Origin of the sequence: Parabacteroides sp. AD58, from assembly GCF_023744375.2 — a bacterium.
GTDB classification, from domain to species: domain Bacteria; phylum Bacteroidota; class Bacteroidia; order Bacteroidales; family Tannerellaceae; genus Parabacteroides; species Parabacteroides absconsus.
On record NZ_CP146284.1, the window covers coordinates 2,776,740 to 2,800,204 of the forward strand.

General features: G+C 44.7%; 21 protein-coding genes and 1 tRNA gene. 11 read left to right on the forward strand and 11 right to left on the reverse strand.

All coding sequences use genetic code 11. The annotated features are described in order from the left end of the window. The first annotated feature begins 34 nt into the window (after positions 1-34). The 5 genes from mnmG (at position 35) to deoC (ending at position 5,570) form a co-directional block, all read left to right on the forward strand. A complete protein-coding gene (mnmG, locus tag NEE14_RS11840; RefSeq protein WP_251966668.1) occupies positions 35-1,912 on the forward strand; it encodes a tRNA uridine-5-carboxymethylaminomethyl(34) synthesis enzyme MnmG in 1,878 nt (625 codons plus the stop codon). Positions 1,913-1,993: 81 nt separating this feature from the next. Then, entirely contained in the window at positions 1,994-3,817 is a 1,824-nt protein-coding gene (uvrC, locus tag NEE14_RS11845; RefSeq protein WP_251966669.1) for an excinuclease ABC subunit UvrC, read from the forward strand. 11 nt (positions 3,818-3,828) lie between these two features. Further along, a complete protein-coding gene (gene dtd / locus NEE14_RS11850) occupies positions 3,829-4,281 on the forward strand; it encodes a D-aminoacyl-tRNA deacylase (RefSeq protein WP_251966670.1) in 453 nt (150 codons plus the stop codon). Between the two features lie 2 nt (positions 4,282-4,283). Further along, a complete protein-coding gene (locus tag NEE14_RS11855; protein WP_251966671.1) occupies positions 4,284-4,619 on the forward strand; it encodes a nucleotide pyrophosphohydrolase in 336 nt (111 codons plus the stop codon). Between the two features lie 3 nt (positions 4,620-4,622). Then, positions 4,623-5,570 (forward strand): deoxyribose-phosphate aldolase, encoded by a 948-nt coding sequence (deoC, locus tag NEE14_RS11860; RefSeq protein ID WP_251966672.1) that lies wholly within the window; start codon positions 4,623-4,625, stop codon positions 5,568-5,570. Positions 5,571-5,627: 57 nt separating this feature from the next. On the opposite strand, the gene NEE14_RS11865 is transcribed toward deoC, so the two are convergent. Then, a complete protein-coding gene (locus tag NEE14_RS11865) occupies positions 5,628-6,599 on the reverse strand; it encodes a polyprenyl synthetase family protein (protein WP_251966673.1) in 972 nt (323 codons plus the stop codon). 101 nt (positions 6,600-6,700) lie between these two features. On the opposite strand from NEE14_RS11865, the gene polA reads away from it, so the two are divergent. Then, positions 6,701-9,469 (forward strand): DNA polymerase I, encoded by a 2,769-nt coding sequence (gene polA / locus NEE14_RS11870; protein WP_251966674.1) that lies wholly within the window; start codon positions 6,701-6,703, stop codon positions 9,467-9,469. A 618-nt stretch (positions 9,470-10,087) separates the two neighbouring features. Here polA and bla read toward each other — a convergent pair. The 5 genes from bla to NEE14_RS11895 all read right to left on the reverse strand — a co-directional run bounded on the left by bla (position 10,088) and on the right by NEE14_RS11895 (position 15,833). After that, positions 10,088-10,993: a class A beta-lactamase, subclass A2 gene (gene bla / locus NEE14_RS11875; protein WP_251966675.1), complete on the reverse strand. Its 906-nt coding sequence runs from the start codon at positions 10,991-10,993 to the stop codon at positions 10,088-10,090. Between the two features lie 72 nt (positions 10,994-11,065). After that, positions 11,066-11,147, reverse strand: a tRNA-Leu gene (locus NEE14_RS11880). A gap of 69 nt (positions 11,148-11,216) precedes the next feature. Beyond that, positions 11,217-12,236 (reverse strand): S41 family peptidase, encoded by a 1,020-nt coding sequence (locus NEE14_RS11885; protein WP_251966676.1) that lies wholly within the window; start codon positions 12,234-12,236, stop codon positions 11,217-11,219. Positions 12,237-12,241: 5 nt separating this feature from the next. Continuing rightward, positions 12,242-13,096, reverse strand: coding sequence for a DUF3316 domain-containing protein (locus tag NEE14_RS11890; protein WP_251966677.1), 855 nt, complete (start codon positions 13,094-13,096; stop codon positions 12,242-12,244). After that, positions 13,086-15,833 (reverse strand): DNA gyrase/topoisomerase IV subunit A, encoded by a 2,748-nt coding sequence (locus NEE14_RS11895; protein WP_251966678.1) that lies wholly within the window; start codon positions 15,831-15,833, stop codon positions 13,086-13,088. Before NEE14_RS11895 ends, NEE14_RS11890 begins: the two co-directional genes overlap by 11 nt. Before the next feature lie 108 nt (positions 15,834-15,941). On the opposite strand from NEE14_RS11895, the gene NEE14_RS11900 reads away from it, so the two are divergent. Beyond that, positions 15,942-16,478 (forward strand): GNAT family N-acetyltransferase, encoded by a 537-nt coding sequence (locus tag NEE14_RS11900; protein WP_251966679.1) that lies wholly within the window; start codon positions 15,942-15,944, stop codon positions 16,476-16,478. Positions 16,479-16,485: 7 nt separating this feature from the next. Here NEE14_RS11900 and yidD read toward each other — a convergent pair whose 3' ends face one another. Genes yidD through NEE14_RS11925 form a run of 5 tightly spaced genes read right to left on the reverse strand, consistent with a single transcriptional unit; the run spans position 16,486 to position 19,626 of the window. Beyond that, positions 16,486-16,707, reverse strand: a complete 222-nt coding sequence (gene yidD, locus NEE14_RS11905) for a membrane protein insertion efficiency factor YidD (protein ID WP_251966680.1) — start codon at positions 16,705-16,707, stop codon at positions 16,486-16,488. Further along, entirely contained in the window at positions 16,704-17,093 is a 390-nt protein-coding gene (gene rnpA, locus NEE14_RS11910; protein ID WP_251966681.1) for a ribonuclease P protein component, read from the reverse strand. The genes yidD and rnpA overlap by 4 nt, the downstream gene beginning before the upstream one ends. Positions 17,094-17,100: 7 nt before the next feature. Then, positions 17,101-17,850 carry a uroporphyrinogen-III synthase gene (locus NEE14_RS11915; protein ID WP_251966742.1) on the reverse strand — a complete coding sequence of 250 codons (750 nt, stop codon included), beginning with the start codon at positions 17,848-17,850 and terminating at the stop codon, positions 17,101-17,103. Then, positions 17,847-18,569 carry a DUF4271 domain-containing protein gene (locus NEE14_RS15860; RefSeq protein ID WP_422394653.1) on the reverse strand — a complete coding sequence of 241 codons (723 nt, stop codon included), beginning with the start codon at positions 18,567-18,569 and terminating at the stop codon, positions 17,847-17,849. Before NEE14_RS15860 ends, NEE14_RS11915 begins: the two co-directional genes overlap by 4 nt. Positions 18,570-18,612: 43 nt before the next feature. Further along, entirely contained in the window at positions 18,613-19,626 is a 1,014-nt protein-coding gene (locus NEE14_RS11925) for an ATP-dependent 6-phosphofructokinase (RefSeq protein ID WP_251966683.1), read from the reverse strand. 82 nt (positions 19,627-19,708) lie between these two features. Here NEE14_RS11925 and NEE14_RS11930 point away from each other — a divergent pair, with 82 nt between their 5' ends. From NEE14_RS11930 to NEE14_RS11945, 4 genes are all read left to right on the forward strand, one after another. Beyond that, on the forward strand, positions 19,709-21,232 hold the full coding sequence (locus tag NEE14_RS11930; protein ID WP_251966684.1) for a GH3 auxin-responsive promoter family protein: 1,524 nt from the start codon (positions 19,709-19,711) through the stop codon (positions 21,230-21,232). 330 nt (positions 21,233-21,562) lie between these two features. Beyond that, the gene (locus NEE14_RS11935) at positions 21,563-22,123 is read left to right on the forward strand and encodes a DUF4251 domain-containing protein (protein WP_422394709.1); all 561 of its coding nucleotides are present in this window, start codon (positions 21,563-21,565) and stop codon (positions 22,121-22,123) included. Between the two features lie 36 nt (positions 22,124-22,159). Further along, positions 22,160-22,789 carry a DUF4136 domain-containing protein gene (locus NEE14_RS11940; protein WP_251966686.1) on the forward strand — a complete coding sequence of 210 codons (630 nt, stop codon included), beginning with the start codon at positions 22,160-22,162 and terminating at the stop codon, positions 22,787-22,789. A gap of 15 nt (positions 22,790-22,804) precedes the next feature. After that, positions 22,805-23,428: an outer membrane beta-barrel protein gene (locus tag NEE14_RS11945; RefSeq protein WP_251966687.1), complete on the forward strand. Its 624-nt coding sequence runs from the start codon at positions 22,805-22,807 to the stop codon at positions 23,426-23,428. Positions 23,429-23,465 lie beyond the last annotated feature (37 nt).

Sequence of the window (23,465 nt, forward strand, 5' to 3'; positions counted from 1 at the left end):
CTATCTTTGCAGAAAGAAACTAAGATATTGAGAGATGAGATTCGATTACGATGTAATAGTAGTAGGAGCAGGACATGCGGGCTGCGAAGCCGCTGCCGCTGCGGCCAATTTAGGTTCGCGTACGTTGCTGATCACGATGGACATGAACAAGATTGCGCAAATGAGTTGTAATCCGGCTGTCGGAGGAATCGCCAAAGGACAGATCGTTCGTGAAATCGATGCGATGGGTGGTTTTATGGGGATTGTAACCGACCGGACAGCCATTCAATTCCGGATGCTGAATCGGAGTAAAGGTCCGGCTATGTGGAGCCCGAGAGCGCAGAGTGATCGTGCCCGCTTTATTGAAACCTGGCGGCACGTCCTGGAAAATACGCCGAATCTGTGGATGTGGCAGGACAGCGTAAACGAATTGATCATCGAGAACGGTCGCGTTTGTGGCGTAAAGACTGGCATGCAGGTTGAGTTTCGTGCCGGAGCGGTTGTCCTTACCAACGGAACATTCCTGAATGGTTTGATGCATATCGGGCGGACTCAAATTCGGGGCGGTCGTATTTCGGAACCAGCTTCGACAGGACTGACGGAGCAGTTGGTCTCTTTAGGTATCCGTTCTTCCCGAATGAAAACCGGAACGCCGGTGCGTATTGATTCCCGGAGCGTACACTTTGAAGATTTGGTAGAACAACCCGGTGAAAACGATTTCCATAAGTTTTCTTATCTGGATACGTCACACCGCGAATTGAAACAGCTTTGCTGCTGGACTTGCTTTACCAACGAACGTGTTCATGAAATTCTTCGGGAAGGTCTCCCCGACTCTCCTCTTTACAACGGACAGATTAAAAGTATTGGTCCGCGTTATTGCCCCAGTATCGAAACGAAGATCGTTACGTTTGCCGATAAAACCCAGCATCAGCTTTTCCTGGAGCCGGAAGGCGAAAATACACATGAATTATATTTGAACGGATTCTCTTCTTCCCTGCCCTTGCAGATACAGTTGCGAGCCTTGCAGGCAATCCCAGCTTTCCGTGATGTGCAGATTTATCGTCCGGGATATGCGATTGAATACGATTTCTTCGATCCGACACAGTTGAATCATAATCTGGAGACGAAGCAAATCAAGAACCTCTTCTTTGCCGGACAGATTAATGGTACGACCGGATATGAAGAAGCCGGCGGCCAAGGTCTGGTAGCAGGCATCAACGCGCATATTAATTGTCATGGAGGCAATCCTTTTGTCTTGGGACGAGATGAAGCTTATATTGGCGTATTGATCGATGACTTGGTAACAAAAGGTGTAGATGAACCCTATCGTATGTTTACATCGCGGGCTGAATATCGTATTCTGCTTCGTCAGGACGATGCGGATATGCGTCTGACGGAAAAGTCTTATCAATTAGGTTTGGCCAACGAATACCGTTATCATTTACTTCAGGAGAAAAAAGAGCAGCGCGATCAGCTGATTCATTTCTGTGAGAATTATTCAGTCAAGCCGCAATATATTAATGCCGGTCTGGAAAGTTTGGGCACTGCTCCCCTAGCTCATGGTTGCAAACTCTTTGATCTGGTTCTTCGTCCGCAGTTGGATTTGTATAAGCTGGCCGATTTGATTCCTGCCTTAAAAGCGGAACTCGATAAAGTATCCTTGTCTCGTAAGGAAGAAATTATTGAAGCTGCCGAAATCCTGATGAAGTATAGCGGATATATCAAGCGCGAGCAAATGATTGCCGACAAGATAAACCGTTTGGAGAATATCCGGATTAAAGGAAAGTTCGATTATAACAGTATCCAATCTTTATCGACCGAAGCGCGGCAGAAGCTCTGCCGGATTGATCCTGAAACCATCGCTCAGGCAAGTAGAATCCCTGGAATTTCCCCGAGCGATATTAATATCTTATTGGTGTTGATGGGACGTTAAGCTGATGTTCCACGTGAAACATTACTTTAGGTGATTCATGTAAATGGCTGGTTTTAGGAGAATAAATGAATAGAAATACGGATGAGTAAAGATATACTTGAACATATTAAGACGATCTTGGCGGTTATCCCGGAGAAGCCTGGGTGTTATCAATACTTTGATGAGAAAGGGACGATCATCTATGTTGGAAAGGCAAAGAACCTGAAACGACGGGTGTCGTCTTATTTCAATAAACAGCATGATAGCAATAAGACGAGGGTACTTGTGAAGCAGATTCGAGATATCAAGTATTTCGTAGTAGAGACGGAAGAAGATGCCTTGCTGTTGGAGAATAATCTGATCAAACAATATCATCCGCGATATAATGTCTTATTGAAAGACGATAAAACTTATCCTTCGATCGTAGTCAAGAATGAATATTTTCCTCGGGTTTATCAGACGCGGAATATCGTTCGTGACGGTTCCCGTTATTATGGCCCCTATCCTTCTGTTTATACAGCCAAAGTGATGTTGCAACTGATCAAGGATCTTTATCCAATCCGCACCTGCAAGTATCCGTTAACCCCCGAGTCTATTCGGGAAGGACGGTATAAGGTTTGTCTGGAATATCATATCAAACGCTGTAAAGGTCCGTGCGAAGGTTTACAGACACTGGAAGAATACCAGCAGAATATTTCGGAAATTAAGGAAATCCTGCGGGGAAACATTTCGCAGGTAAGTAAACATCTCTTTGACGAGATGCAACGGCTGGCTGCTGAGCTGAAGTTTGAAGAAGCACAAAAGGTAAAGGAAAAGTATGAAGCCATCGAAAATTATCGTTCCCGATCAACGGTTGTTCCGCCGATGCTGCATAATATAGATGTATTTTCGATTACCGAAAATGATCCGTCTGCTTATATCAACTATCTGCATATCGGAAATGGCGCCGTTGTCCAAGCCTATACATTCGAGTATAAAAAGAGATTGGATGAAAGCAAAGAGGATTTATTGGTCATGGGTATTATTGAAATGCGAAAGCGTTTCGAAAGTCGGGCTCGGGAAATTATTGTTCCTTTCCCTTTGGATCTGGAACTCGATGGCGTGACAATTACCGTTCCTCAGCGGGGCGATAAGAAAAAATTGTTGGATTTATCGATTATGAATGGAAAGCAGTATAAAGTCGATAAATTGAAGCAGGCCGAGAAATTGAATCCGGAACAACGGAATACACGTTTGCTGAAAGAAATTCAGGAAGCGTTACATCTGAAAGAATTGCCCGTTCAAATCGAATGTTTTGATAATTCCAATATTCAGGGAAGTGATCCGGTTGCGGCTTGTGTAGTCTTTAAGATGGGAAAACCTTCCAAGTCGGATTATCGGAAATATAATATCAAAACGGTTGTCGGTCCTGATGATTATGCTTCCATGAAGGAAGTTGTTCGTCGGCGCTATCAGCGGCTCCTGGATGAAAAAGCTCCCCTACCCAATTTGATTATTACTGACGGTGGAAAGGGACAAATGGAAGTAGTGCGTTCGGTTGTGGAGGATGAATTACATCTTTCCATTCCAATTGCCGGCTTGGCCAAGGATAATCGTCACCGGACGGCTGAATTGTTGTATGGCTTTCCTCCGGAAGTGATCGGCATGAAATTAGACAGTCCGTTGTTTCATCTGCTGACTCGTATGCAGGACGAAGTGCATCGTTTTGCTATTACATTCCATAAAGACAAACGGAGCAAAGGACAAACCCGTTCGGAATTGGATACAATCAAAGGTGTCGGTGAAAAGACGAAAACAGCCCTTCTGTTGGAGTTTAAGAGCGTGAAACGAATTCGGGAAGCGAATCTGGAAGATTTGGCAAAAGTAGTAGGCGAAGCGAAGGCCAGATTAGTAAAAGAAAGTTTGAACCAAGAAACAACAAAATAAGTTTATATAATATGAGAACAGTAATTCAGCGTGTGCAGCATGCTTCCGTTACGATTGATGGTTCGTTGAAATCAAAGATCGGAAAAGGTATGCTGGTCCTGGTTGGAATAGAAGACCGGGATACGCAGGAAGATATTGAATGGCTTTGTAAGAAGATATGTAATTTGCGTATCTTCGACGATGAAAACGGGGTTATGAATCGTTCTGTCGTAGAAATAGGCGGCGAAATTTTAGTTGTCAGCCAGTTTACTTTGCAGGCTTCTACGAAGAAAGGAAATCGTCCCTCCTATTTAAAGGCCTCTAAACCGGATTTCGCTATTCCGATGTATGAGAAGTTCTGTGCTGAAATGGGGCTTCATTTGGGAAAGGAAGTACAGACCGGAACATTTGGTGCCGACATGAAGGTGGAATTGTTGAATGATGGTCCGGTAACAATCTGGATCGATACGCAGAACAAAAAATAAGTATGGAACAGGAAGTAACGCTTCGAGAAGCGCAGCAACGGGTTGATGAATGGATAAAGACGTATGGTGTCCGTTATTTCAATGAGCTGACGAATATGGCGATTCTGACGGAAGAAGTCGGTGAAGTCGCCCGTTTGATTGCCCGTATTTATGGAGAGCAGTCCTTTAAGGAAAGTGACAAGCAGAAAGATTTAGGCGATGAAATGGCCGATGTCCTGTGGGTGTTGATCTGTTTGGCAAACCAGACAGGAATCGACCTGACAGCTGCCTTTGAAAAGAATCTGCAGAAGAAGACGGATCGCGATAAAGAAAGACATATAAACAATCAAAAACTATAAGATATGGAACATACGCACGATTGCCATTGTGGTTGCGAACATGATCACGGAATGGAAGAACGTTCTGAAGAGTTTGCCAAGGTCAATGCCGACAAATATCATGAGGCGTTTGGTAAATTTGAACCAGCCGGAACCAATGAGGAAGTAAAAGCTCAGGTGACCGCTCTATTGGATAAGCATGCGAAAGAGAACTTCACGCCGGAAGTATTGAAGAAAATCCACGGTTTCATCGATCTGACGTCATTGACTAGCCTGGATACGAAAGAGAGTATCTGGAAGATGGTTGAATCAGTTAATGATTATGAAGGTACGCGTCCGGATGTGCCTAATGTAGCGGCTATTTGTGTATATCCTATTTTCGTGGAAACAGTCAAGCAGGCATTGACGGCTGAGCATGTAAAGGTTGCAGCTGTGAGTGGTGGCTTCCCGGCTTCCCAGACATTTACGGAAGTAAAGGTGGCAGAAACAGCCATGTGCGTGATGCAGGGAGCAGATGAGATAGATGTTGTTATCAATTTAGGCTATTTCATGGAGGAAAATTACGAGGATATGTGCGATGAATTGGCCGAAATCAAGGATAGCTGTCGGGATGCTCATCTGAAAGTAATCTTGGAAACGGGCGCGTTGGCTACGGCTGAGAATATCCGTAAGGCATCTATTTTGGCCTTATATTCGAATGCTGATTTTATCAAGACTTCTACTGGCAAAGGTTATCCGGGCGCTTCGCCGGAAGCTGCCTATGTGATGTGTCAGGTAATTCGCCGTTATCACGAATTGACCGGTCGTAAAGTTGGTATTAAAGTTTCCGGAGGAATCCGTACTGCCGAAGATGCAGTCAACTATTATACGATTGTCAAGGAAGTATTGGGCAATGAATGGCTGACAAACGATTTATTCCGTATTGGAGCCAGCAGTCTGGTGGGCGATATCGAACACCGTTTAGGTAAGTAATATCGGTTTATAAATAAGAAAAAGAGGCATAGATTTTGGAACTTCTATGCCTCTTTCTTATTTCTGACGTGTAATGACGTATTTCGCTAAATTCTCGAGGGCTTCTTTTGCCGGTGAATTCGGCAGTTTCTGTAAAATATCTACAGCCTGTTGATAGTATGTTTGCATCTTGGCTTCGGCATATTCAATACCGCCGTTGGCTTTGGCAAACGAAATGAGCTGTTCAATATGCTCATCGGTGAAATCTTTCCGCAAGATGATGTCAAGGAAATGAGCCGCCTCTTCCCTACCCTGCTTGAGTGCGTGCAGTAAAGGTAAGGTTACTTTCCCTTCCCGAATATCATTCCCGGTCGGTTTCCCGATATTCAGTTCGTGGAAGTAATCAAATATATCATCTTTGATCTGGAAGGCATATCCTAAGTTGACACCAAATTCATGCAGCAGCTGGATATTCTCTTCAGAAGCGTCAGCAGAAATGGCTCCGATCGTGGTACAGGCCGCTAACAGGGTTGCTGTCTTTTTATAAATGACCTGCATGTAGCAGGCTTCATCGACGATGCTCTCGTCGGCATTTTCCATCTGCTTGATTTCTCCTTCCGAAAGGTCTTTCCCTAAATTGGAGACGATTCCAATAATCCGAAGGTTTCCGGTCTGGATAGAACGGATTAAGGCAGATGACAATACATAGTCGCCTGTTAGTACAGCTACCCGGTTATCGAAGACGGCATTGAGAGAAGGAACGCCACGGCGCTGTTTTGTCTCGTCAATGACATCATCATGTATCAGTGTTGCTGTATGCAATAATTCCAGGAATACTGCGGCATTGATAGTACTTTCAGTTACATTCCCACAAGCTTTAGCTGCCAATAAGACCAATAACGGGCGGACATGCTTTCCGGTTGATGTCAGAATCCGGTCTATGACTGCTTGAAGAAGACGCGTGTCACTCCGCAATGATGATTCGAATTCATCATTGAAGCGGGCAAATTCTGCGGCTACAGGCTTTTCTATAATACTTCTATCTACCATATCTGAATTAACGATGCGCAAATGTAACAAAAAGTATCGAGTAAGCGACTTTTTTTGTACATTTACCGAGATTTGTCACATCAAAAAACCTGTTAAAAGACATGAAGCTATTCCTTATAGATGCGTATGCATTGATCTATCGTTCGTATTATGCTTTTATTAAGAATCCGAGAATCAATTCAAAAGGTGTAAATACGTCGGCTATCTTTGGCTTTATCAATACGCTGGAAGATATTCTGAAGCGTGAGCAACCTACACATATTGCTGTTGCTTTTGATCCGAAAGGACCGACTTTCCGGCACGAAGCCTTCGAACAGTACAAGGCGCAGCGTGAAGAGACGCCCGAAGTTATCCGGCAGTCTGTTCCTGTCATTAAGGAGATTATTCAGGCCTACCGTATTCCGATTCTGGAGGTTCCTTATTATGAAGCCGACGATGTGATCGGAACGGTAGCTAAACAGGCCGCCAGTGAAGGCTTTGAGGTGTATATGATGACTCCCGATAAGGATTACGGCCAGTTGGTGGCAGATCATATTTATATGTATCGTCCGAAATTTGGCGGTGACTATGAAGTGCTGGGTGTTCCGGAAGTGCTGGAAAAGTATCAGCTGACATCCACGGCCCAGGTGATTGATCTGCTCGGTCTGATGGGCGATACGGCTGATAATATTCCGGGTTGTCCCGGCGTTGGTGAGAAGACCGCACAGAAGCTGTTAGCCGAGTTTGGTTCGATCGAGAATCTGTTGGCAAATACAGATAAACTGAAAGGAGCCCAGAAGAAGAAGGTGGAAGAGAATGTAGAGCAGATCCGTTTCTCGAAGTTCTTGGCAACGATTAAGACGGATGTGCCGATTACATTTGATGCTGCCCAGTGTAAACGGGTGGCACCAGACGAAGATCGTTTGGTTGAGCTGTACACGGAGTTGGAATTTAAGACCTTTATCAACCGGTTGAAAGGTGAATCAACGGCTTCTCCAGCCACGAAGGAACCGGCGGCAGCCGTTCAGTTTGATCTGTTTGCGACAGAACCAGCAGTCGAGCCGGAGACTTCTTCTCTGGCCGATATACAGACTACACCTCACTCCTACTACCTGGCTGATACAGCAGAGAAACAAATCGCTTTATGTGAGCAGCTGTTACGGGAAAAATCGTTTGCTTTCGATACAGAAACGGAAGGTCTGGATCCATTGACGGCTGCTTTGGTCGGTATGTCTTTTGCTATTCGTGAACAGGAAGCTTGGTATGTCCCGGTTCCGGCAAACCGCGAAGAAGCTACTGATATCGTTCTTCGCTTGGCGCCAGCCTTACAGCATCCGGAGATTGAAAAGGTCGGCCAAAATATCAAGTTCGATATCCTGGCTTTGCGGAAGTATGGTGTTCGGGTGAAAGGACCTTTATTTGATACGATGATCGCTCATTATCTGCTGAATCCGGAATTACGTCATGGCATGGATTATCTGGCGGAGACTTATCTGAAATATAAGACGGTTCCGATTGAAGATTTAATCGGTCCGAAAGGAAAGAAACAGGCCTCAATGCGAACAGTTCCGATCGAGCAGATCAAAGAATATGCCGCCGAAGACGCGGATGTGACATTGCGGCTGAAGCATTACTTTGCTCCGTTATTGAAGCAGGAAGACGTAGAAACGTTGTTCTTTGAGATGGAAATGCCTTTGATCTATGTCCTGGCTGAAATGGAGGCAACGGGTGTAAAACTGGATACAGAAGCCTTGAAGCAGTCATCTGAAGTCCTGAGCCAGCAGCTGATCGCCCTGGAGCAGTCTATTTATGAACTGGCGGGCCAAACCTTCAACATCAATTCGACCAAACAGGTCGGTGAAATCTTGTTTGACAAGCTGAAGCTGGATGAAAAGGCGAAGAAAACCAAAACAGGCGGTTATAGTACCAGCGAAGAAGTCTTGGAAAAGATACGGGGAAAACATCCGATCGTCGGCAAGTTGTTGGAATATCGTGGCATCAAGAAACTGCTGAGTACATATATTGATGCGTTGCCGGCGTTGATCCATCCAGAAACCGGAAAGATTCATACCTCGTTCAACCAGGCTGTAACCGCTACCGGACGTTTGAGTTCCACCAATCCGAACTTACAGAATATTCCGGTGCGGGATGAATTGGGGCGTGAGATCCGCAAAGCTTTTATTGCCGACGATGATGACTGCATTTTCTTCTCGGCCGATTATTCGCAGATTGAATTGCGTCTGATGGCTCACCTGAGTAATGATCCGCACATGGTAGAAGCCTTTTGCAGCGGAGCGGATATTCATGCGGCTACAGCTGCCAAGATTTATGGTATTCCGGTAGAAGAAGTCACCAGCGATATGCGCCGGAAAGCCAAGACTGCCAATTTCGGTATTATTTATGGAATCTCGGTCTTTGGCCTTGCCGAGCGTTTGGGCATTCCGAGGGCCGAATCAAAAGAGCTAATCGATGGCTATTTCCAAACCTATCCGCGGGTCAAAGAATATATGGAAGAAAGTATTCGTGTGGCCAAAGAAAAGGGGTATGTTGAAACCTTGTTCAAGCGGAAACGCTTTTTGCCGGATATTAATTCGCACAATGCTGTCGTGCGTGGTTATGCTGAACGAAATGCGATCAATGCGCCCATTCAGGGAAGTGCGGCCGATATCATCAAGCTGGCGATGATCCATATTCATCAGCAGTTTGAAGCGGAGCATCTGAAAAGCCGGATGATTCTTCAGGTACATGATGAATTGAATTTTAATGTCCGGAAAGAAGAATTCGACCGTGTCAAGGAAATTGTATTGGATTGTATGGAACACGTCCTGCAACTTCGCGTGCCTTTGATAGCCGATTGCGGTGAAGGGAAAAACTGGTTGGAGGCTCATTAATCATATTTAACCCCTCCAAAACTCGCATATTTCGGGCCGATGGTCAGGTCGCTTCCAAATTTTCGAGTTTTGAAGGGGTTAAATTGTCTGTTTTTATCCGTAATGCTTTTATTGATAGGGTAATAGGCTGTAAAATTCTGATTCCGGTTTTGAAACCATTTTTTGAGGCTTTGTTGGCATCTCCCTAGGCTTTCCTTTCCTTGTCTCGTAGGAATGTTTTTTGATTCTCGTTGGTTTTGCATTTGATTCTCGTTACTTCTTAATTGTTTGACAGTAGTCGTAAAGCTTTTCCATATATGTGCTAAAGCTTTTTGACTTCTATGGAAAAGCTTTAGCACAGTTGTCAAACAATTAAAACGTCGTAGGATTTGCATGACAAATCGATCGGAAAAGAATGATTATCCCGGGAATGATGAATAATAAAGTCTTGAAAATGGATTTGGAAAAAGGGGAAAAAGTTTCGGTACGTCTATAAACAATTAAAGGCTGTCTCACGACAACCCCTAATCAAACTTTGTTAACCTTAAATCTAATACTATTATGAAAAAACCACATTGCAAATGTACGGCTTGTCAATAGACCAGACAAGACTTTCGTACATAATTAATGTTAATAGTTTTATTTTTTATAGTGTTCGATGAAATATTCATAGACAACGCGGGAAACATCAGCAATGATGCGGGCGTTCTTCTTGTCTGATTCGCGTGAATTCATCACGAAAACGGCAATGGTATAATATTGTCCGTTAGGCAATACGACGAAGCCCATGTCGTTATCGGCTATCTTGTAGCCAAATTCGTTGCGATCAGAGCTGCCGGTCTTGTGGGCTAGCAGGACGTCTTTCGGGAGTCCGGCTTTCAGCTTGTCTTTTCCGGTGCTGCAATCGGCCATAGCCCGTTCGATAAATAACTTCTGGCTTTTGCTGCATACCGGTTGCTGCAGGAATGTTTCCAGCAAGAGGACGGCCGACGACGGCTTGCACCAGTTGAGCAAGCAATTGTCGGGATTGGCGTGCATCAGCGATTCGGTTTGCGAGATAGCCACGTCTTCAATTCCCAGTTTGTGAATATATTTCTCGGTTTCCTTCGGGCCGCCTATCAGATCGAACAAGACATCGCAGGCATTGTTATCGCTGTCGATAAGCGAGTATTTCAATAAGTCTCCTACACTCATGAGGAAATTCCCTTTCGGATTAGCGTCACGCATCGGACTGTGCGTATTGGCTAACAGTTCCGATTGTTTGACTAAAACCTCGGTCGATAAGTCTTTCTCGTTTTTATTGAGGTAATCGAGCACGGAAAGGGCCTGATGAAATTTATAGGTACTCATCATCGGATAGCGGTACATGTTATTGACCGTTACTAATTCATTGCCGTTGAATATGACAGCGACGCCGACGGTCGCAGCTTTTCCGGCGAGCGTTTGTTTCAATCGTGCACCCAAGTCGTCAGATTGTGCTTTCCCGAAAAAGGCCAGCAAACTGAAACAGACGAATAAGAAAATACCTTTTGACTCTCTTCTCATAACCTCAGTAATTAATTATAGCTATAAAAAAAACTCCTGGCAAACAGAAATTGTTTACGAGGAGTTTGTTTGTGCGGCTGAAGGGACTCGAACCCCCACGCCGTGAAGCATCAGATCCTAAGTCTGACGTGGCTACCAATTACACCACAGCCGCTTGAAATCGGTTACAAAAGTAATGCTTTTTTCTGTAAAAACAAATTTTTCCGCCAAATTCACTTTTGGGTTATTCGTTTTTGTCGATGATCCCTTGTAAATACAGAATGGCACTTTCTATGATTGTATCCACACCTCGTGCTAAATCTTCTTCTGTTATTTCTACGTGTATGTCCGGATCGATACCGAACTCCGTCAGATTCTTGTCCGGATCGAACATCGGGCAAGCCGAGAAACGCACTTGCCAGCCGTTCGGAAGCTCGGAATTGAGCGGTAATCCGCTTCCTCCGCCTGTCTTATCGCCCATGACCGTTACTTGTGGAAAGATCCGCATGGTCTGTACGAAATCATTCGCTGCACTGTAACAATAACGGTTGGTCAGCACAACTACCGGACGCAGCCAACAAATATAAGCAGTTGGTTCCAAATAAACCGGATAAGGCTCGGAAAAATCCTGATGTCCTTTGCCTGTCTTATGCTGAATATATCCTTTTAAGACCTGTTCCTGGGTAAATCGGGAGGCAAAGCGGTCTGAATAGGTTAGCGTTCCTCCTCCATTGTCGCGTACGTCGATAATCAGGGCCTTGCAGTCTTTGAAGTAATAGAGCACATAATCGAGGTTCGTCTCACCGATGCCGCTTGAAAAACTGGCATAGCGGATGTAACCGATCTGGTCGTTATGCATTTTCTTATATTTCAGTCCGCCTGCAATCTTATAGTCTTTCCCTAAATACAGTTCATTCAGATCGTCATAGAAATTAGGCGGATAAGCCTGATACCACTCCCAATACCGTGCCACGTCGAAGCTGGAATACAGGTTTGTATGCCCGTCTTTCAGCTCGGCCAGCATTTCAGCCATCAGGTCGAACAGCGCGAACTGGTTCATGGTGTCCGTCAATTGGGCGGAATACCGGTCGTGCACTTCGTCCCAGTCTACCTGTTTGTAATCAAAGAAGCAATAATTCTCATCCAGTATTTTCCACAAAGCTTCGAAATTCTCTCGCGGATCCGTCGAATACTCATCCGTATCCTGGCAGGAAACGAGAACGGAGAGACCGATTAGACTGATTATCAACCACCACTGTTTCATCTTCATCAATAATATACGCTGTTATGTTTGGATGTCTGTTGCATTTTCCGGCCGCCAAAGGCTATAAATTCTTTTACAAAGCCGATGACGAAGGAATGCGAGATAATATAACTCTGAATCTGATTTACATCCAGATAATAAAGACTGTTCAAGTAACCGGCTCGGAAGGTGAATTTCCCGACGGGGAAATCGACTGTCAGGTAATTCTTCATGGCCAGTTTGTTGTGGAACGAAGTGAACGGTACGATGCCCGACTTGTTCCCACGGTCGAATATTTCGTAATAAGATTGCCCGTAATGGGGTGAGAAAAGAATGCCGATGAAAGGTATTTCCGCTTGATACCGCATGGTCAGCGGATAATTCCGTATTTGGAAATTATAGATTGCCTGGACCGACAGATTCAGATCCAGATCGGCTTTGGCCGATGCCGGGTTATTACTGACACGTGTACAGTAGATGAATCCTCCCATGGCGTGCACAGAAGCGCCTGCAAGCAGCTTTAAGGCCGGAATGGGATGGAAGTGATAGTGATATCCCAACGTGTAATCCAAAAAGCCGCTGAAGGCCTGTGTCGTGCCTGCTCCGTTCCGGATACTTGCGATATCGGCATTGAAAATCTGCTGGCGTGAAATACGATGATCTGCCAGCCGGGTCATTTTTGCCCTTTCGTTCATCACACGAAGTCCCCAGCCTGTATAAGGAATCCGGCTTCCGGGTGTCAGATAAGTATCCATCAGGTTGTAACCGCCGATACCGATCAGCGTAGCGGCGTTGACCGGTTCTGTGGGCTCTTCTTCCTGCGGGAAAGCAGGAATTGACCAGAAAAGCAGGAGCAGGCAGGAAAGAATTCTATACATCATCGTCTTTAAACAACTTCATCTGTCCCATAATTTCATCCCGTACATCTTCCGGGTTTTCCTGCGGTTCGGCAGGTGTTGTTTCCGGTTCAGCCGGTTCTTCTTCTTCTTCCGAAGACTGGTGAGTTTCCGGATGACGGGTCGGTTCCAGCTCATTGATCGTTTCTACCAGGTGCGTAGTCAAACGTTTCCCCCGGGCTTTGACACTTCGTGCCACGACAAACTCTTCCGCTTCAATGATGAGCGGTTCGCGTGCACTGTCAAAGCCGCCGAATATGATTTCTATGCGGGGATAACATTCATCCGTCAGCAGATAAATACTGCTTTTGGGATTATCACCTAACAGATTCCTGCGGTTGCCGGGCTCGAGATAGAAGCGTTTCAGATAAGGCGCCTTATGATCGGCGTCATAATAGGCGGCTGTCCATATCTTTGTCTGCTGGAATTTCTCGATGACGAGGATATCACTTTCATAGTGATTGCTCAAGTCAAAATTGGTTGTATAATATTCGCCGTTACGGCGGATTACCAAGATCAGGTCTGAACTCTGAAATTCTCCTAACTCCTCTCCTCTTCCATCATAATTGAGACGTAGCACATCCCAGTCGAACCATACCATACGTCCGCCTAACGTAGAACTTCCCCGTTGTTTTAATACTACTTTATGGATTTCAGCCTTCGTCAGTGTATTGCCGATCGAGCTGCGTCCTTTAATGGCAATCGTACTGAAGTCCTTTTCGAACATCAGCAGCTTCTGGCGCAACTTCGGTTTCAGAATTACTTTTACCGTTTCTGCCTCTCCATTGGTATTGGCACTGAAATACAAGATACGCGAGCCTTCTGTCCCTTTGGTCAGATTGTATTCCTTGTCGCGTGTAATGCCGCCAATGGCGAAGCGTTTGATGAAATTGGTTCCCATCTTCCCATCGCGGTAAATCACATTATAGATCGTCCGGCTGTCGTTGCGGTTGAATACATTCAGGTAAATGATATCTTTCCCAACAAACATCTTTTCTGAAACTTTGACGATCTTGTAGATACCGGAACGGTAGAAAATGATAATATCGTCGATATCCGAGCAGTTGCACACAAACTCGTCTTTCTTCAGGGAAGTTCCGATGAAGCCTTCCGCGCGGTTGATATATAATTTCTCGTTGGCTTCGGCCACTTTAGTCGCCTGGATCGTGTCGAAACTCCTGATTTCCGTCAGTCGTGGATAACGCTTTCCATACTTCTCTTTCAGCATCTGGAACCATTGGATTGTGTAATCGACAATGTGGGCCAGATGATCCTGGATGCGGGCGATGTCTGTCTTGATCTGCAGAATCTGCTCTTCGCATTTTTGCGTATTAAATTTCAGGATGCGGGCCATCTTGATTTCCATCAGCTTTAATATGTCATCACGGGTGACTTCGCGGATGAATTGGGGCTTGAAAGGTGTCAGTCGCCTATCTACATGGGCGATTGCTTCGTCCATCGATGCTGCCTGTTCGAATTCTTTATCTTTGTAGATACGTTCCTCGATGAATATTTTCTCCAATGAAGCAAAGAACAAGGTCTCTTCTAATTCACCTCTTTCGATCTCCAGCTCTTTTTGCAGCAGCGACAGCGTGTTGTCCGTTGAGTGCTTTAAAACGTCGCTGACGGTCAGGAAATGTGGCTTGTCGTCTTTAATGACACAGCAGTTGGGAGAAACACTGATTTCGCAGTCCGTAAAAGCATACAGGGCATCAATGGTTTTATCTGATGAAACGCCCGGAGCCAGATGCACTAGGATTTCAACATTCTTCGCCGTGTTGTCATCTACTTTCTTGATCTTGATCTTGCCTTTATCGTTTGCTTTCAGAATAGATTCGATGATCGATGATGTTGTCCTTCCATACGGGATTTCAGAAATGACTAGGGTCTTGTTGTCTTGCTTACTGATCTTGGCACGGATCTTCACCGAACCGCCACGTTCCCCGTCGTTGTATTTACTGACATCGATGTATCCGCCTGTCTGGAAATCCGGATACAAGGCAAACTTTTCTCCTTTCAGGTATGAGATGGATGCATCAATCAGTTCGTTGAAGTTATGCGGAAGAATTTTGGAAGAAAGACCTACGGCAATTCCTTCCACACCTTGTGCCAGCAACAGTGGAAACTTGACCGGCAATGTAACCGGTTCGCGGTTGCGGCCGTCGTAAGAAGCCTGCCATTGGGTTGTCTTCGGATTGAATACAGTTTCCAAGGCAAATTTGGAAAGGCGTGCTTCGATATAACGGGGAGCAGCCGCGCTGTCGCCCGTCAGAATATTACCCCAGTTTCCCTGACAGTCAATCAGCAGGTCTTTTTGTCCTAATTGCACCAAGGCATCACCGATGGAAGCGTCGCCGTGCGGATGGAACTGCATGGTATGACCAACGATATTGGCCACTTTGTTATAACGACCGTCATCCAGCCGTTTCATAGAATGCAGGATACGGCGCTGTACGGGCTTTAAACCGTCGTTGATGTGAGGTACAGCACGTTCCAGAATGACATAAGAGGCATAATCGAGGAACCAGCTTTGGTACATACCGGAAAGATGGTGTGTGATGCGGTCGGACGATTTATCCGGCACTTTGTATTCAGAATGTTCCTGGCTGTTTTCCTGCTCATCATTCACTTCGTTCTCTTCTGACGGCGTATCTTGGGCTTTGTTTTTGTTCAGCTCGTCTTGTTCGGATATATTATTTTTATCGATATCTTCTGGTCTCATATCTGTTATTCTGGCTTTCCTGTCAAATTCTCCCAATTAGTAAACTGGGGGTAAATATACGAAAAATTCAAGGTTTTTAGCTATATTTGAGCACTAAATAGTTTTTTTATGATACAACTGAGACGAATTACACAGGTGAATGATCCGGATTTATCCCGGTTGATGGATTTGTATGAGCTTTCCTTTCCGGAAGAAGAACGAAGAGACCGGAAACAGCTGTTCCGGATGATCGAGTTAGTCCCCGACATGTCGTTTAATGCCGTTGAAGATAATGGTGAACTTTGCGGATTGACTATTTATTGGGATTTAGGAGATTTTTATTACATGGAGCATCTGGCCGTTTTCCCGGAAATGCGAAATCGTAAGATCGGACAACAGATTCTGGATTACTGGAAAAAGCATCTTCCCAAGTTGCAGGTACTGGAAGCTGAACCAGCCATAGAAGCGATGGCTGTCCGGCGGATCGGGTTCTATGAACGGAATGGATTCCGGGTAATCTGTAAGGATTATGTTCAGCCTTCGTACCGGAAAGATGAAGATAGCTGCCCACTGTGGATTATGGGAACAGATAAGCCCGATGATATGCAGGCCTGCATCCAGAAGATCAAGACCAACGTGTACAAAGAGCCGCTGAAGTGGCTGTAATTCTTTGTCAGGGAACGGGATCATAACCGCTGCCGCCCCATGGATGACAACGCAGAATACGTCTGACGGCCAAGTACAGTCCTTTTACCGGACCGTATTTCTTGAGTGCCTGAACCGCATATTCCGAACAGGTCGGTGTGAAGCGGCAAGAAGGCGGAGTTAAAGGAGAAATACAGTATTTATAGAAATAGATTGGGATGAGCAGCAGACTTGTCAGAAACTTCTTCATTGGATTTTTTCTCCTAACATACGGACGGCTTTTTCCATGGCTTTCTCCATGTTTTCGTACGAAACAAGCTCTTTCTCTAGGTAGATAAAGGCAATTGTCAGGAATTTGCCAGCCGTCAGGAGTGGTTCGTGAAGAACCGACTTACGAAGTCGGTAACTCTCGCGGATCTGCCGTTTGACAGCATTCCGTTTGACAGCTCGCTTGAATTTCTTTTTTGAGACACTGATTAAAATAGACGCAGGTACACTTCTTTGTTCGTCGATTACCGTATAGACAACGCGTAAAGGATAAGCGATAAACGACTGTCCTTCTGCAAAGAGAAGGTCGATATCCCGTTTCCTCGACAGGCGTTCGGCTTTCGACAAAGTGTACCTGCGAATTGTCATTCTTTTATTATTTACCAGATTCTTTCTTCAAATATTGCTCCAAAGCAGCCGTCATTGATGGTGCTTCGGGTGTCGGAGCTTCTACATCCAGACGTAAGCCGGCATCTTTTACCGCTTTAGCCGTAGTAGGTCCGAAGCATCCGATACGGATGTCTTTCTGGTTAAAATTCGGGAAATTCTTCAGCAAAGAAGAAATTCCGGCCGGACTGAAAAATACAAGCATATCATAATCGAAGCTTTCATCCGCTTTGAAATCGTTGCTCACCGTGCGATACATGACAGCTTCCGTAAAGTCAATTTTCTTAGCCTCAAGTTTTAACTTCAGATCGTCTTTATGTACATCCGAAACCGGAACCAGATATTTTTCTTTAGGATGCTTAGCAATAATGGTTACTAAATCATCCAGCTTCCCGCTTGCACCGAAAAAGATCTTACGCTTGCGGTAAACAATATATTTCTGTAAATATACTGCGATTGATTCCGAGATGCAGAAATATTTCATGGTTTCCGGAATAGTTACCCGCAATTCTTCACACAACCGGAAGAAGTGGTCAATACCTGTACGGGCAGTAAATACTACAGCCGAATAATCTAATATGGAAATTCGCTGCTGTCTGAATTCCTTTGATGACAAAGGCTCTACTTTGATAAATGGGCGAAATTCTATTTCCACTCCATATTTTTCTGCTAGATCAAAGTATGGCGACTTCTCTGATGTCGGCTTGGGTTGTGATACTAATAGTCTTTTGATATTCAATGCCATAAAGCACTTTTCTCGATAAAGTTATACAAAAAAACAAAGCCCTTATATGAAATTAAAAGGGGCAAAATTTCATGGGCGCAAAGGTACAAACTTAAATAGAATAAATCGAACTTTTTTATGTAAAATAAACGTATCGACTTATAAATTATTGCAAAACGAAACAAAATATAGAAAAGAATAAATAAACAGACGGCCCAAATATGATAATTCCCAAGGAAGCTCATGCAGACAACCGGAATGTAAAGGGCGATTCCCCATACACTGATAATGGAATTGTAGAGGATAACCCATTGACGGTAAGTCTCCGGGCGGCCGAAGGTATAAATCAACAGGTAATAAATAATACGCCGGATGAGGTAGAATAATACAACCGACAAAAAGGTAAGAGATAAAGCAAATAACAATTTATTCTTGTCGATACTATTCAGAAATCCAAGATGATATGCCTCCTGGGTAATGGCGACCGTAGTCAGTATCAGAGCTTGAACTATTAAAAAGATATGCAGGGACTTGCTGTAATAGATTGAAAGATCGGTATTCCCACTTTTAGAGGAAGTGCTGAATCCGAGGTTTCGGAATATTTTAATAAACGATTTTACGTGGATGCGCGCCTGAATGGCGAACAGAAAAAACAGAACAAACAGGATGGAGAACCAAACGTCTTCCATCAACTGTCCGCTCCATAAACGAATCCCTACATACCCTTCAAACATCCTGGTCTTATTCTAAAATTGGGTACAAAGGTACGCTTTCCCTTCATACTCCAAAAGAAATCCCCATTCTTTTCCCCTGAATGATCAGATTATGCTCTGGTGTCACCAGTTTGAGTTTACCGGCTACTTCAGCTAAAGGAATTGAACTGATTGCTCCGTCTTTGACACAAACCATCTGTCCGAATTGCCGGTTGGCGATTAGTTCGGTAGCATAACCTCCTAACTGGGTGGCCAAGTTACGGTCGAACGGTGAAGGATTACCACCTCGCTGGATATAACCTAATACGGTCTTACGGGTTTCTATACCGGTTGCTTCTTCAATTTCTTTCATCAGAAAGTCTGTAGCCTTGCGTTTATCCGGAAGCTTCACGCCTTCAGCAACTACAACAATCGAATGTTGTTTGCCTTTGCGGGCTCGTTCGCGGATAGCTTCATTCACCACTTCCGGATTGAAACCGAGTTCGGGTACTAAAATGACATCGGCTCCACCGGCCATACCGGCATACAGGGCTATCCATCCGGCTTTATGTCCCATGACTTCTACCAACATGACTCGTCTGTGTGAGCTGGCCGTTGAATGCAGACGGTCGATGGCTTCGGTGGCGATATTGACAGCCGTATCAAACCCGAAGGTGATTTCTGTTCCCCAGATATCGTTGTCGATCGTTTTGGGTAAGCCAATTACATTCAGTCCGTGTTCCGAGAGCAGGTTGGTGGTCTTCTGGGTACCGTTTCCACCAATACATACCAGGCAGTCGAGTCCCAGTTCCTGATAGGCCTGGAGAATACACTGCGACTTCTCCTGATCAACAGATGTCAGCATTTCCCGAAAGCCTTTCTCGCGCGAGGTTCCTAAGATGGTACCTCCTAAATTCAGAATGCCTGACAGACTGTGTTCGTCTAAAACTTCCGTATCTTTGTTGAGCAGTCCTGAAAAACCGCCGTGAATACCTACAACCTCCATTCCATAATGAGTTATGGCTGTTTTTCCGACGCCGCGGATTGTGGCGTTAATACCGGGGCAATCACCGCCCGATGAGAGAATTCCGATTTTCATAGAGTTATTCTTTTTGTTCTTCACAAAGGTAAAAATAAAAGGAGAATAATTACCTTTGCTCCGCAAGAAATAAAAATGGGCTATGGATTTTCTGACAAACTTCATATATCAGTTCTTTAGACCGCGAAATAAGGTTATTGCACGATATACTTTTGAGGCGGGCGACATACAGGAGCAACAGCTCAGCAGACTGCTTCATCAGGCTCAGGATACTTCGTGGGGAAAGAAATATGACTATCGTCATGTGAAAGGATATGATGATTATAAAAATCGTTTTCCGGTACAGAGCTATGACCAGATAAAGGACGATATCCAGCGGATGCTGCGCGGTGAATCAAATGTCCTTTGGCCGGGCATGACCCGCTGGTTTGCCAAGAGCAGTGGAACTACCAGTGATAAAAGTAAATTTCTGCCTGTTACGCCTGAAGTATTGAAACAATGCCATTATCAGGGTGGTTTTGATACGGTGAGTTTGTATTTGCGTAATAATCCTTCCAGTCATTTCTTCAGACGTAAGGGCCTGATATTAGGTGGTAGCCATAGTCCGTCGCCCGTCAATTCGCAAATTCATTGTGGAGACTTGTCAGCAGTCCTGTTACAGAACCTGAATCCTCTGGTTAATCTGATCCGGGTACCCAAAAAAGAAATCATTCTGATGGACGAATGGGAAAGCAAGATCAAAGCGATTGTGGAAAGTACTTGGCGGGAAGATGTCAACAGCATCTCGGGGGTTCCTTCGTGGATGCTCGTCCTGATCAAAGCAGTCTTGAAGAAGAGCGGGAAAGACTACCTGACTGAGGTATGGCCTAATCTGGAAGTGTTTTTCCATGGTGGAATCAGTTTTACTCCTTATAAAGAAGAGTATAAATCTCTCATTCCGTCTGACAAGATGCATTATATGGAAACCTATAACGCCTCTGAAGGTTTCTTCGGCATTCAAGATGATCCGGCTGATTCATCATTGTTATTGATGTTGGATTATGGTGTCTTTTATGAGTTTATCCCGATGAGCGAACTGGATTCGCCTAATCCGGCTGTCGTTCCGCTGACAGGTGTGGAAGTGGGTAAGAACTATGCCATGGTTATCTCTACTCCCGGAGGTTTGTGGCGCTATTTAATTGGAGATACGGTTCGTTTTACCTCTGTTTCGCCCTATAAGTTTGTAATTACTGGACGAACAAAGCACTTTATCAATGCCTTTGGGGAAGAACTGATGGTGAATAATGCCGACAAAGCTCTTCACGAAGCTTGTGTGGCTACAGGGGCACGGGTGAAAGAATATACAGCTGCACCTTTGTTTTTGCTCGACCGGGCCAAAGGCCGTCATCAGTGGCTGATCGAGTTTGAGAAAACTCCCGAATCACTCTCTCAGTTTGCCCGATTATTGGATGAAGCGCTTCAACGGGCCAATTCGGATTATGAGGCGAAGCGTTATAAGGAAATCTCCTTGCAGCCCCTGGAGGTGATTATGGCACATGAAGGCTGTTTTTATCAGTGGCTGAGCAGTAAAGGCAAGCTGGGTGGACAGCATAAGATTCCCCGTCTGTCGAACGACCGGAAGATCCTGGATGAGTTATTGGCCATCAATAATCAGATGAACAAATAAAAGCTGACATCCTGTCATTGAGCTTATCATCAATTTAAATCTATGCAGGTTTCTTAACGAAGCCTGCCAAACTGGCATAAGTTTAAATCAATTTGTTTCGTGTAGAAGTCCTTCCTTACGTTTATTTTCTATAAAATGCGGTATAAGAGGTTTTTGTAAAAGATTCACCGAAGTTGCTTAATTGAGGCGGTTTTGTGAATAAAGTGTTATCCATAAGTGACTTTTTGTTGTATATTGCCCTTTATCAGATTGTTAATATGTCTTTTCGTAATTAGTCGCTTGGTCGGGATCTTGTAGATGTTTTGTCAGGAAACCAATAAAACAAATAGCATTATGAAAATATGGATTACTATTTTGATAGCACTTTGTGCTTGTCTACAGGTACAGGCACAGAATACAGCCGAAGAAAGAGCTAAGGCTAAAGAGGAAGCTCGACAGGAACAGGCCGTGTTGGACTCCATTTATTTTAAACAGGCAAAGACCTCTCTCGAGAATCAGGATTTTGCCTTGGAAGCCGACCGGGTAGTCTTGAAGAACGGAGCGACTGCCTATGTTAATTCGAATACAAACTTCGTAGCCGTCAAAGATGATAAAGCAACCGTGCAGGTGGCCTTTAACATCCCCGTAAGCGGTCCGAACGGTTTGGGTGGCATTACGCTGGATGGAAGCATCAGTAACTATAAGTTGACAGAAGATAAGAAAGGAAACCTGCATGTTTCGTTTGATGTGATGGGTGTGGGTATTTCAGCCCGTGTAACGATTTCTCTGGCCAATGGAAGCAATACGGCTGATTTGCTGATCTTGCCTACATTCAATTCTAATGAACTGCGGTTGAGTGGGCATATCTTGCCTTTGAAGCAAAGCTCTATCTTTAAAGGGAATGCTTTATAACGAATGGTGTAAAAGAACGATTAAAATTTTATGAAGATGAAAAAGAACATACTTTACCTGCTTTTTGCAGGAATCGCTTTGAGCAGCTGTGAGAAAGACCCTGATCTCAATCAGCTTGACAGCGATTTTACCGTATATACGCAGTATGACGACCAGGCCGACTTCGCAAGTGCTAAGACATATTATTTGCCTGATAGCATACTGACAGCCGGAGGTGGCTTGAAAACAGCTTATGTCAGCAATGAGAATACAGATAAACTGGTGGCCGAGGTAGAAACGGAAATGAACAGTCGTGGGTACACACGGACCGACAACAAGGCGGATGCCGATCTGGGTGTGCAGATGACTTACATCAAGAATAATGTGAATATGGTTGGTTTTGTCGGCGGTTTCTGGGACGGCTGGTGGGATCCGTTCTACTGGGGTTCGTTCTGGACAGGCGGATGGTATTATCCTTATCCGGTAAGCTATAGTTATCAGACCGGCAATATCGTCCTTGAAATGGTGGATTTACGGGAAGCTGAATCAGACAGTAACCGGCTTCCGGTTATCTGGTTAGCCAGCAGCGAAGGCCTGACATACGGTAATTCGCATACAGATGTAATGCTGATCCAGCGGGCTATCCAGCAGTCGTTTGAGCAATCATCATATATCAATCGTAAATAAAAGGAGAATCATACAATGAAAAAGATATTAACAAGTTTATGCCTGTTGTGTTTGTCGTTGATAGGAATCAAAGGACAGGCACAGTCGTTTGCCGATGATCTGAGCTTTAACCTCGACTGGCAATTGAATGCGCCGATTGGCAAGAACGATTATGCGAATCAGTTCAGCGGCTGGGGAATGAACCTGGATGCCGGCTATGAAATTACTTCTAAATGGACGGCCGGTGTGTTTGCCTCGTTCCATACGAATCACCGTTATGTCGATCGGGCTACGTTCCCCTTGTCTTCAACGGCAACGCTGACGACCGATCAGCAGCAATCTTCTTTCCAGGTTCCGTTTGGAGCGTTTGGCCGTTATTATTTATACGACAACGGATATATTCGTCCTTATGTAGCTGCCAAACTGGGTGCCATGTATGAACAGAATACGACATATCTAAATGTATCCAGTATCTACGAACGTCCGTGGGGATTCTATGTTTCACCGGAAGTCGGTATGAACATCAACCCGAAGCGTTATTACCGCTACGGCTTTCATGTGGCTCTTTATTACAGCTATGCTACCAACAAGACCAATCTGCTGAATTTCGTAGAAGACGGACGTAATAACATCGGTTTTCGGGTCGGTATCTGCTTCTGATCTTTCCCTCATTTTATCATAAATACACAATAAGCAG

Bases quoted from the DNA above. Each gene is read 5' to 3' on its own strand.
- NEE14_RS11855 (WP_251966671.1), top strand. From the start codon at position 4,284: ATGGAACAGGAAGTAACGCTTCGAGAAGCGCAGCAACGGGTTGATGAA.
- polA (WP_251966674.1), top strand. From the start codon at position 6,701: ATGAAGCTATTCCTTATAGATGCGTATGCATTGATCTATCGTTCGTAT.
- NEE14_RS11900 (WP_251966679.1), top strand. From the start codon at position 15,942: ATGATACAACTGAGACGAATTACACAGGTGAATGATCCGGATTTATCC.
- NEE14_RS11930 (WP_251966684.1), top strand. From the start codon at position 19,709: ATGGATTTTCTGACAAACTTCATATATCAGTTCTTTAGACCGCGAAAT.
- rnpA (WP_251966681.1), bottom strand. From the start codon at position 17,093: ATGACAATTCGCAGGTACACTTTGTCGAAAGCCGAACGCCTGTCGAGG.
- NEE14_RS11940 (WP_251966686.1), top strand. From the start codon at position 22,160: ATGAAAAAGAACATACTTTACCTGCTTTTTGCAGGAATCGCTTTGAGC.
- bla (WP_251966675.1), bottom strand. From the start codon at position 10,993: ATGAGAAGAGAGTCAAAAGGTATTTTCTTATTCGTCTGTTTCAGTTTG.
- NEE14_RS11895 (WP_251966678.1), bottom strand. From the start codon at position 15,833: ATGAGACCAGAAGATATCGATAAAAATAATATATCCGAACAAGACGAG.
- yidD (WP_251966680.1), bottom strand. From the start codon at position 16,707: ATGAAGAAGTTTCTGACAAGTCTGCTGCTCATCCCAATCTATTTCTAT.
- NEE14_RS11925 (WP_251966683.1), bottom strand. From the start codon at position 19,626: ATGAAAATCGGAATTCTCTCATCGGGCGGTGATTGCCCCGGTATTAAC.
- uvrC (WP_251966669.1), top strand. From the start codon at position 1,994: ATGAGTAAAGATATACTTGAACATATTAAGACGATCTTGGCGGTTATC.
- mnmG (WP_251966668.1), top strand. From the start codon at position 35: ATGAGATTCGATTACGATGTAATAGTAGTAGGAGCAGGACATGCGGGC.
- dtd (WP_251966670.1), top strand. From the start codon at position 3,829: ATGAGAACAGTAATTCAGCGTGTGCAGCATGCTTCCGTTACGATTGAT.
- NEE14_RS11885 (WP_251966676.1), bottom strand. From the start codon at position 12,236: ATGAAACAGTGGTGGTTGATAATCAGTCTAATCGGTCTCTCCGTTCTC.
- NEE14_RS11945 (WP_251966687.1), top strand. From the start codon at position 22,805: ATGAAAAAGATATTAACAAGTTTATGCCTGTTGTGTTTGTCGTTGATA.
- deoC (WP_251966672.1), top strand. From the start codon at position 4,623: ATGGAACATACGCACGATTGCCATTGTGGTTGCGAACATGATCACGGA.
- NEE14_RS15860 (WP_422394653.1), bottom strand. From the start codon at position 18,569: ATGTTTGAAGGGTATGTAGGGATTCGTTTATGGAGCGGACAGTTGATG.
- NEE14_RS11865 (WP_251966673.1), bottom strand. From the start codon at position 6,599: ATGGTAGATAGAAGTATTATAGAAAAGCCTGTAGCCGCAGAATTTGCC.
- NEE14_RS11890 (WP_251966677.1), bottom strand. From the start codon at position 13,096: ATGATGTATAGAATTCTTTCCTGCCTGCTCCTGCTTTTCTGGTCAATT.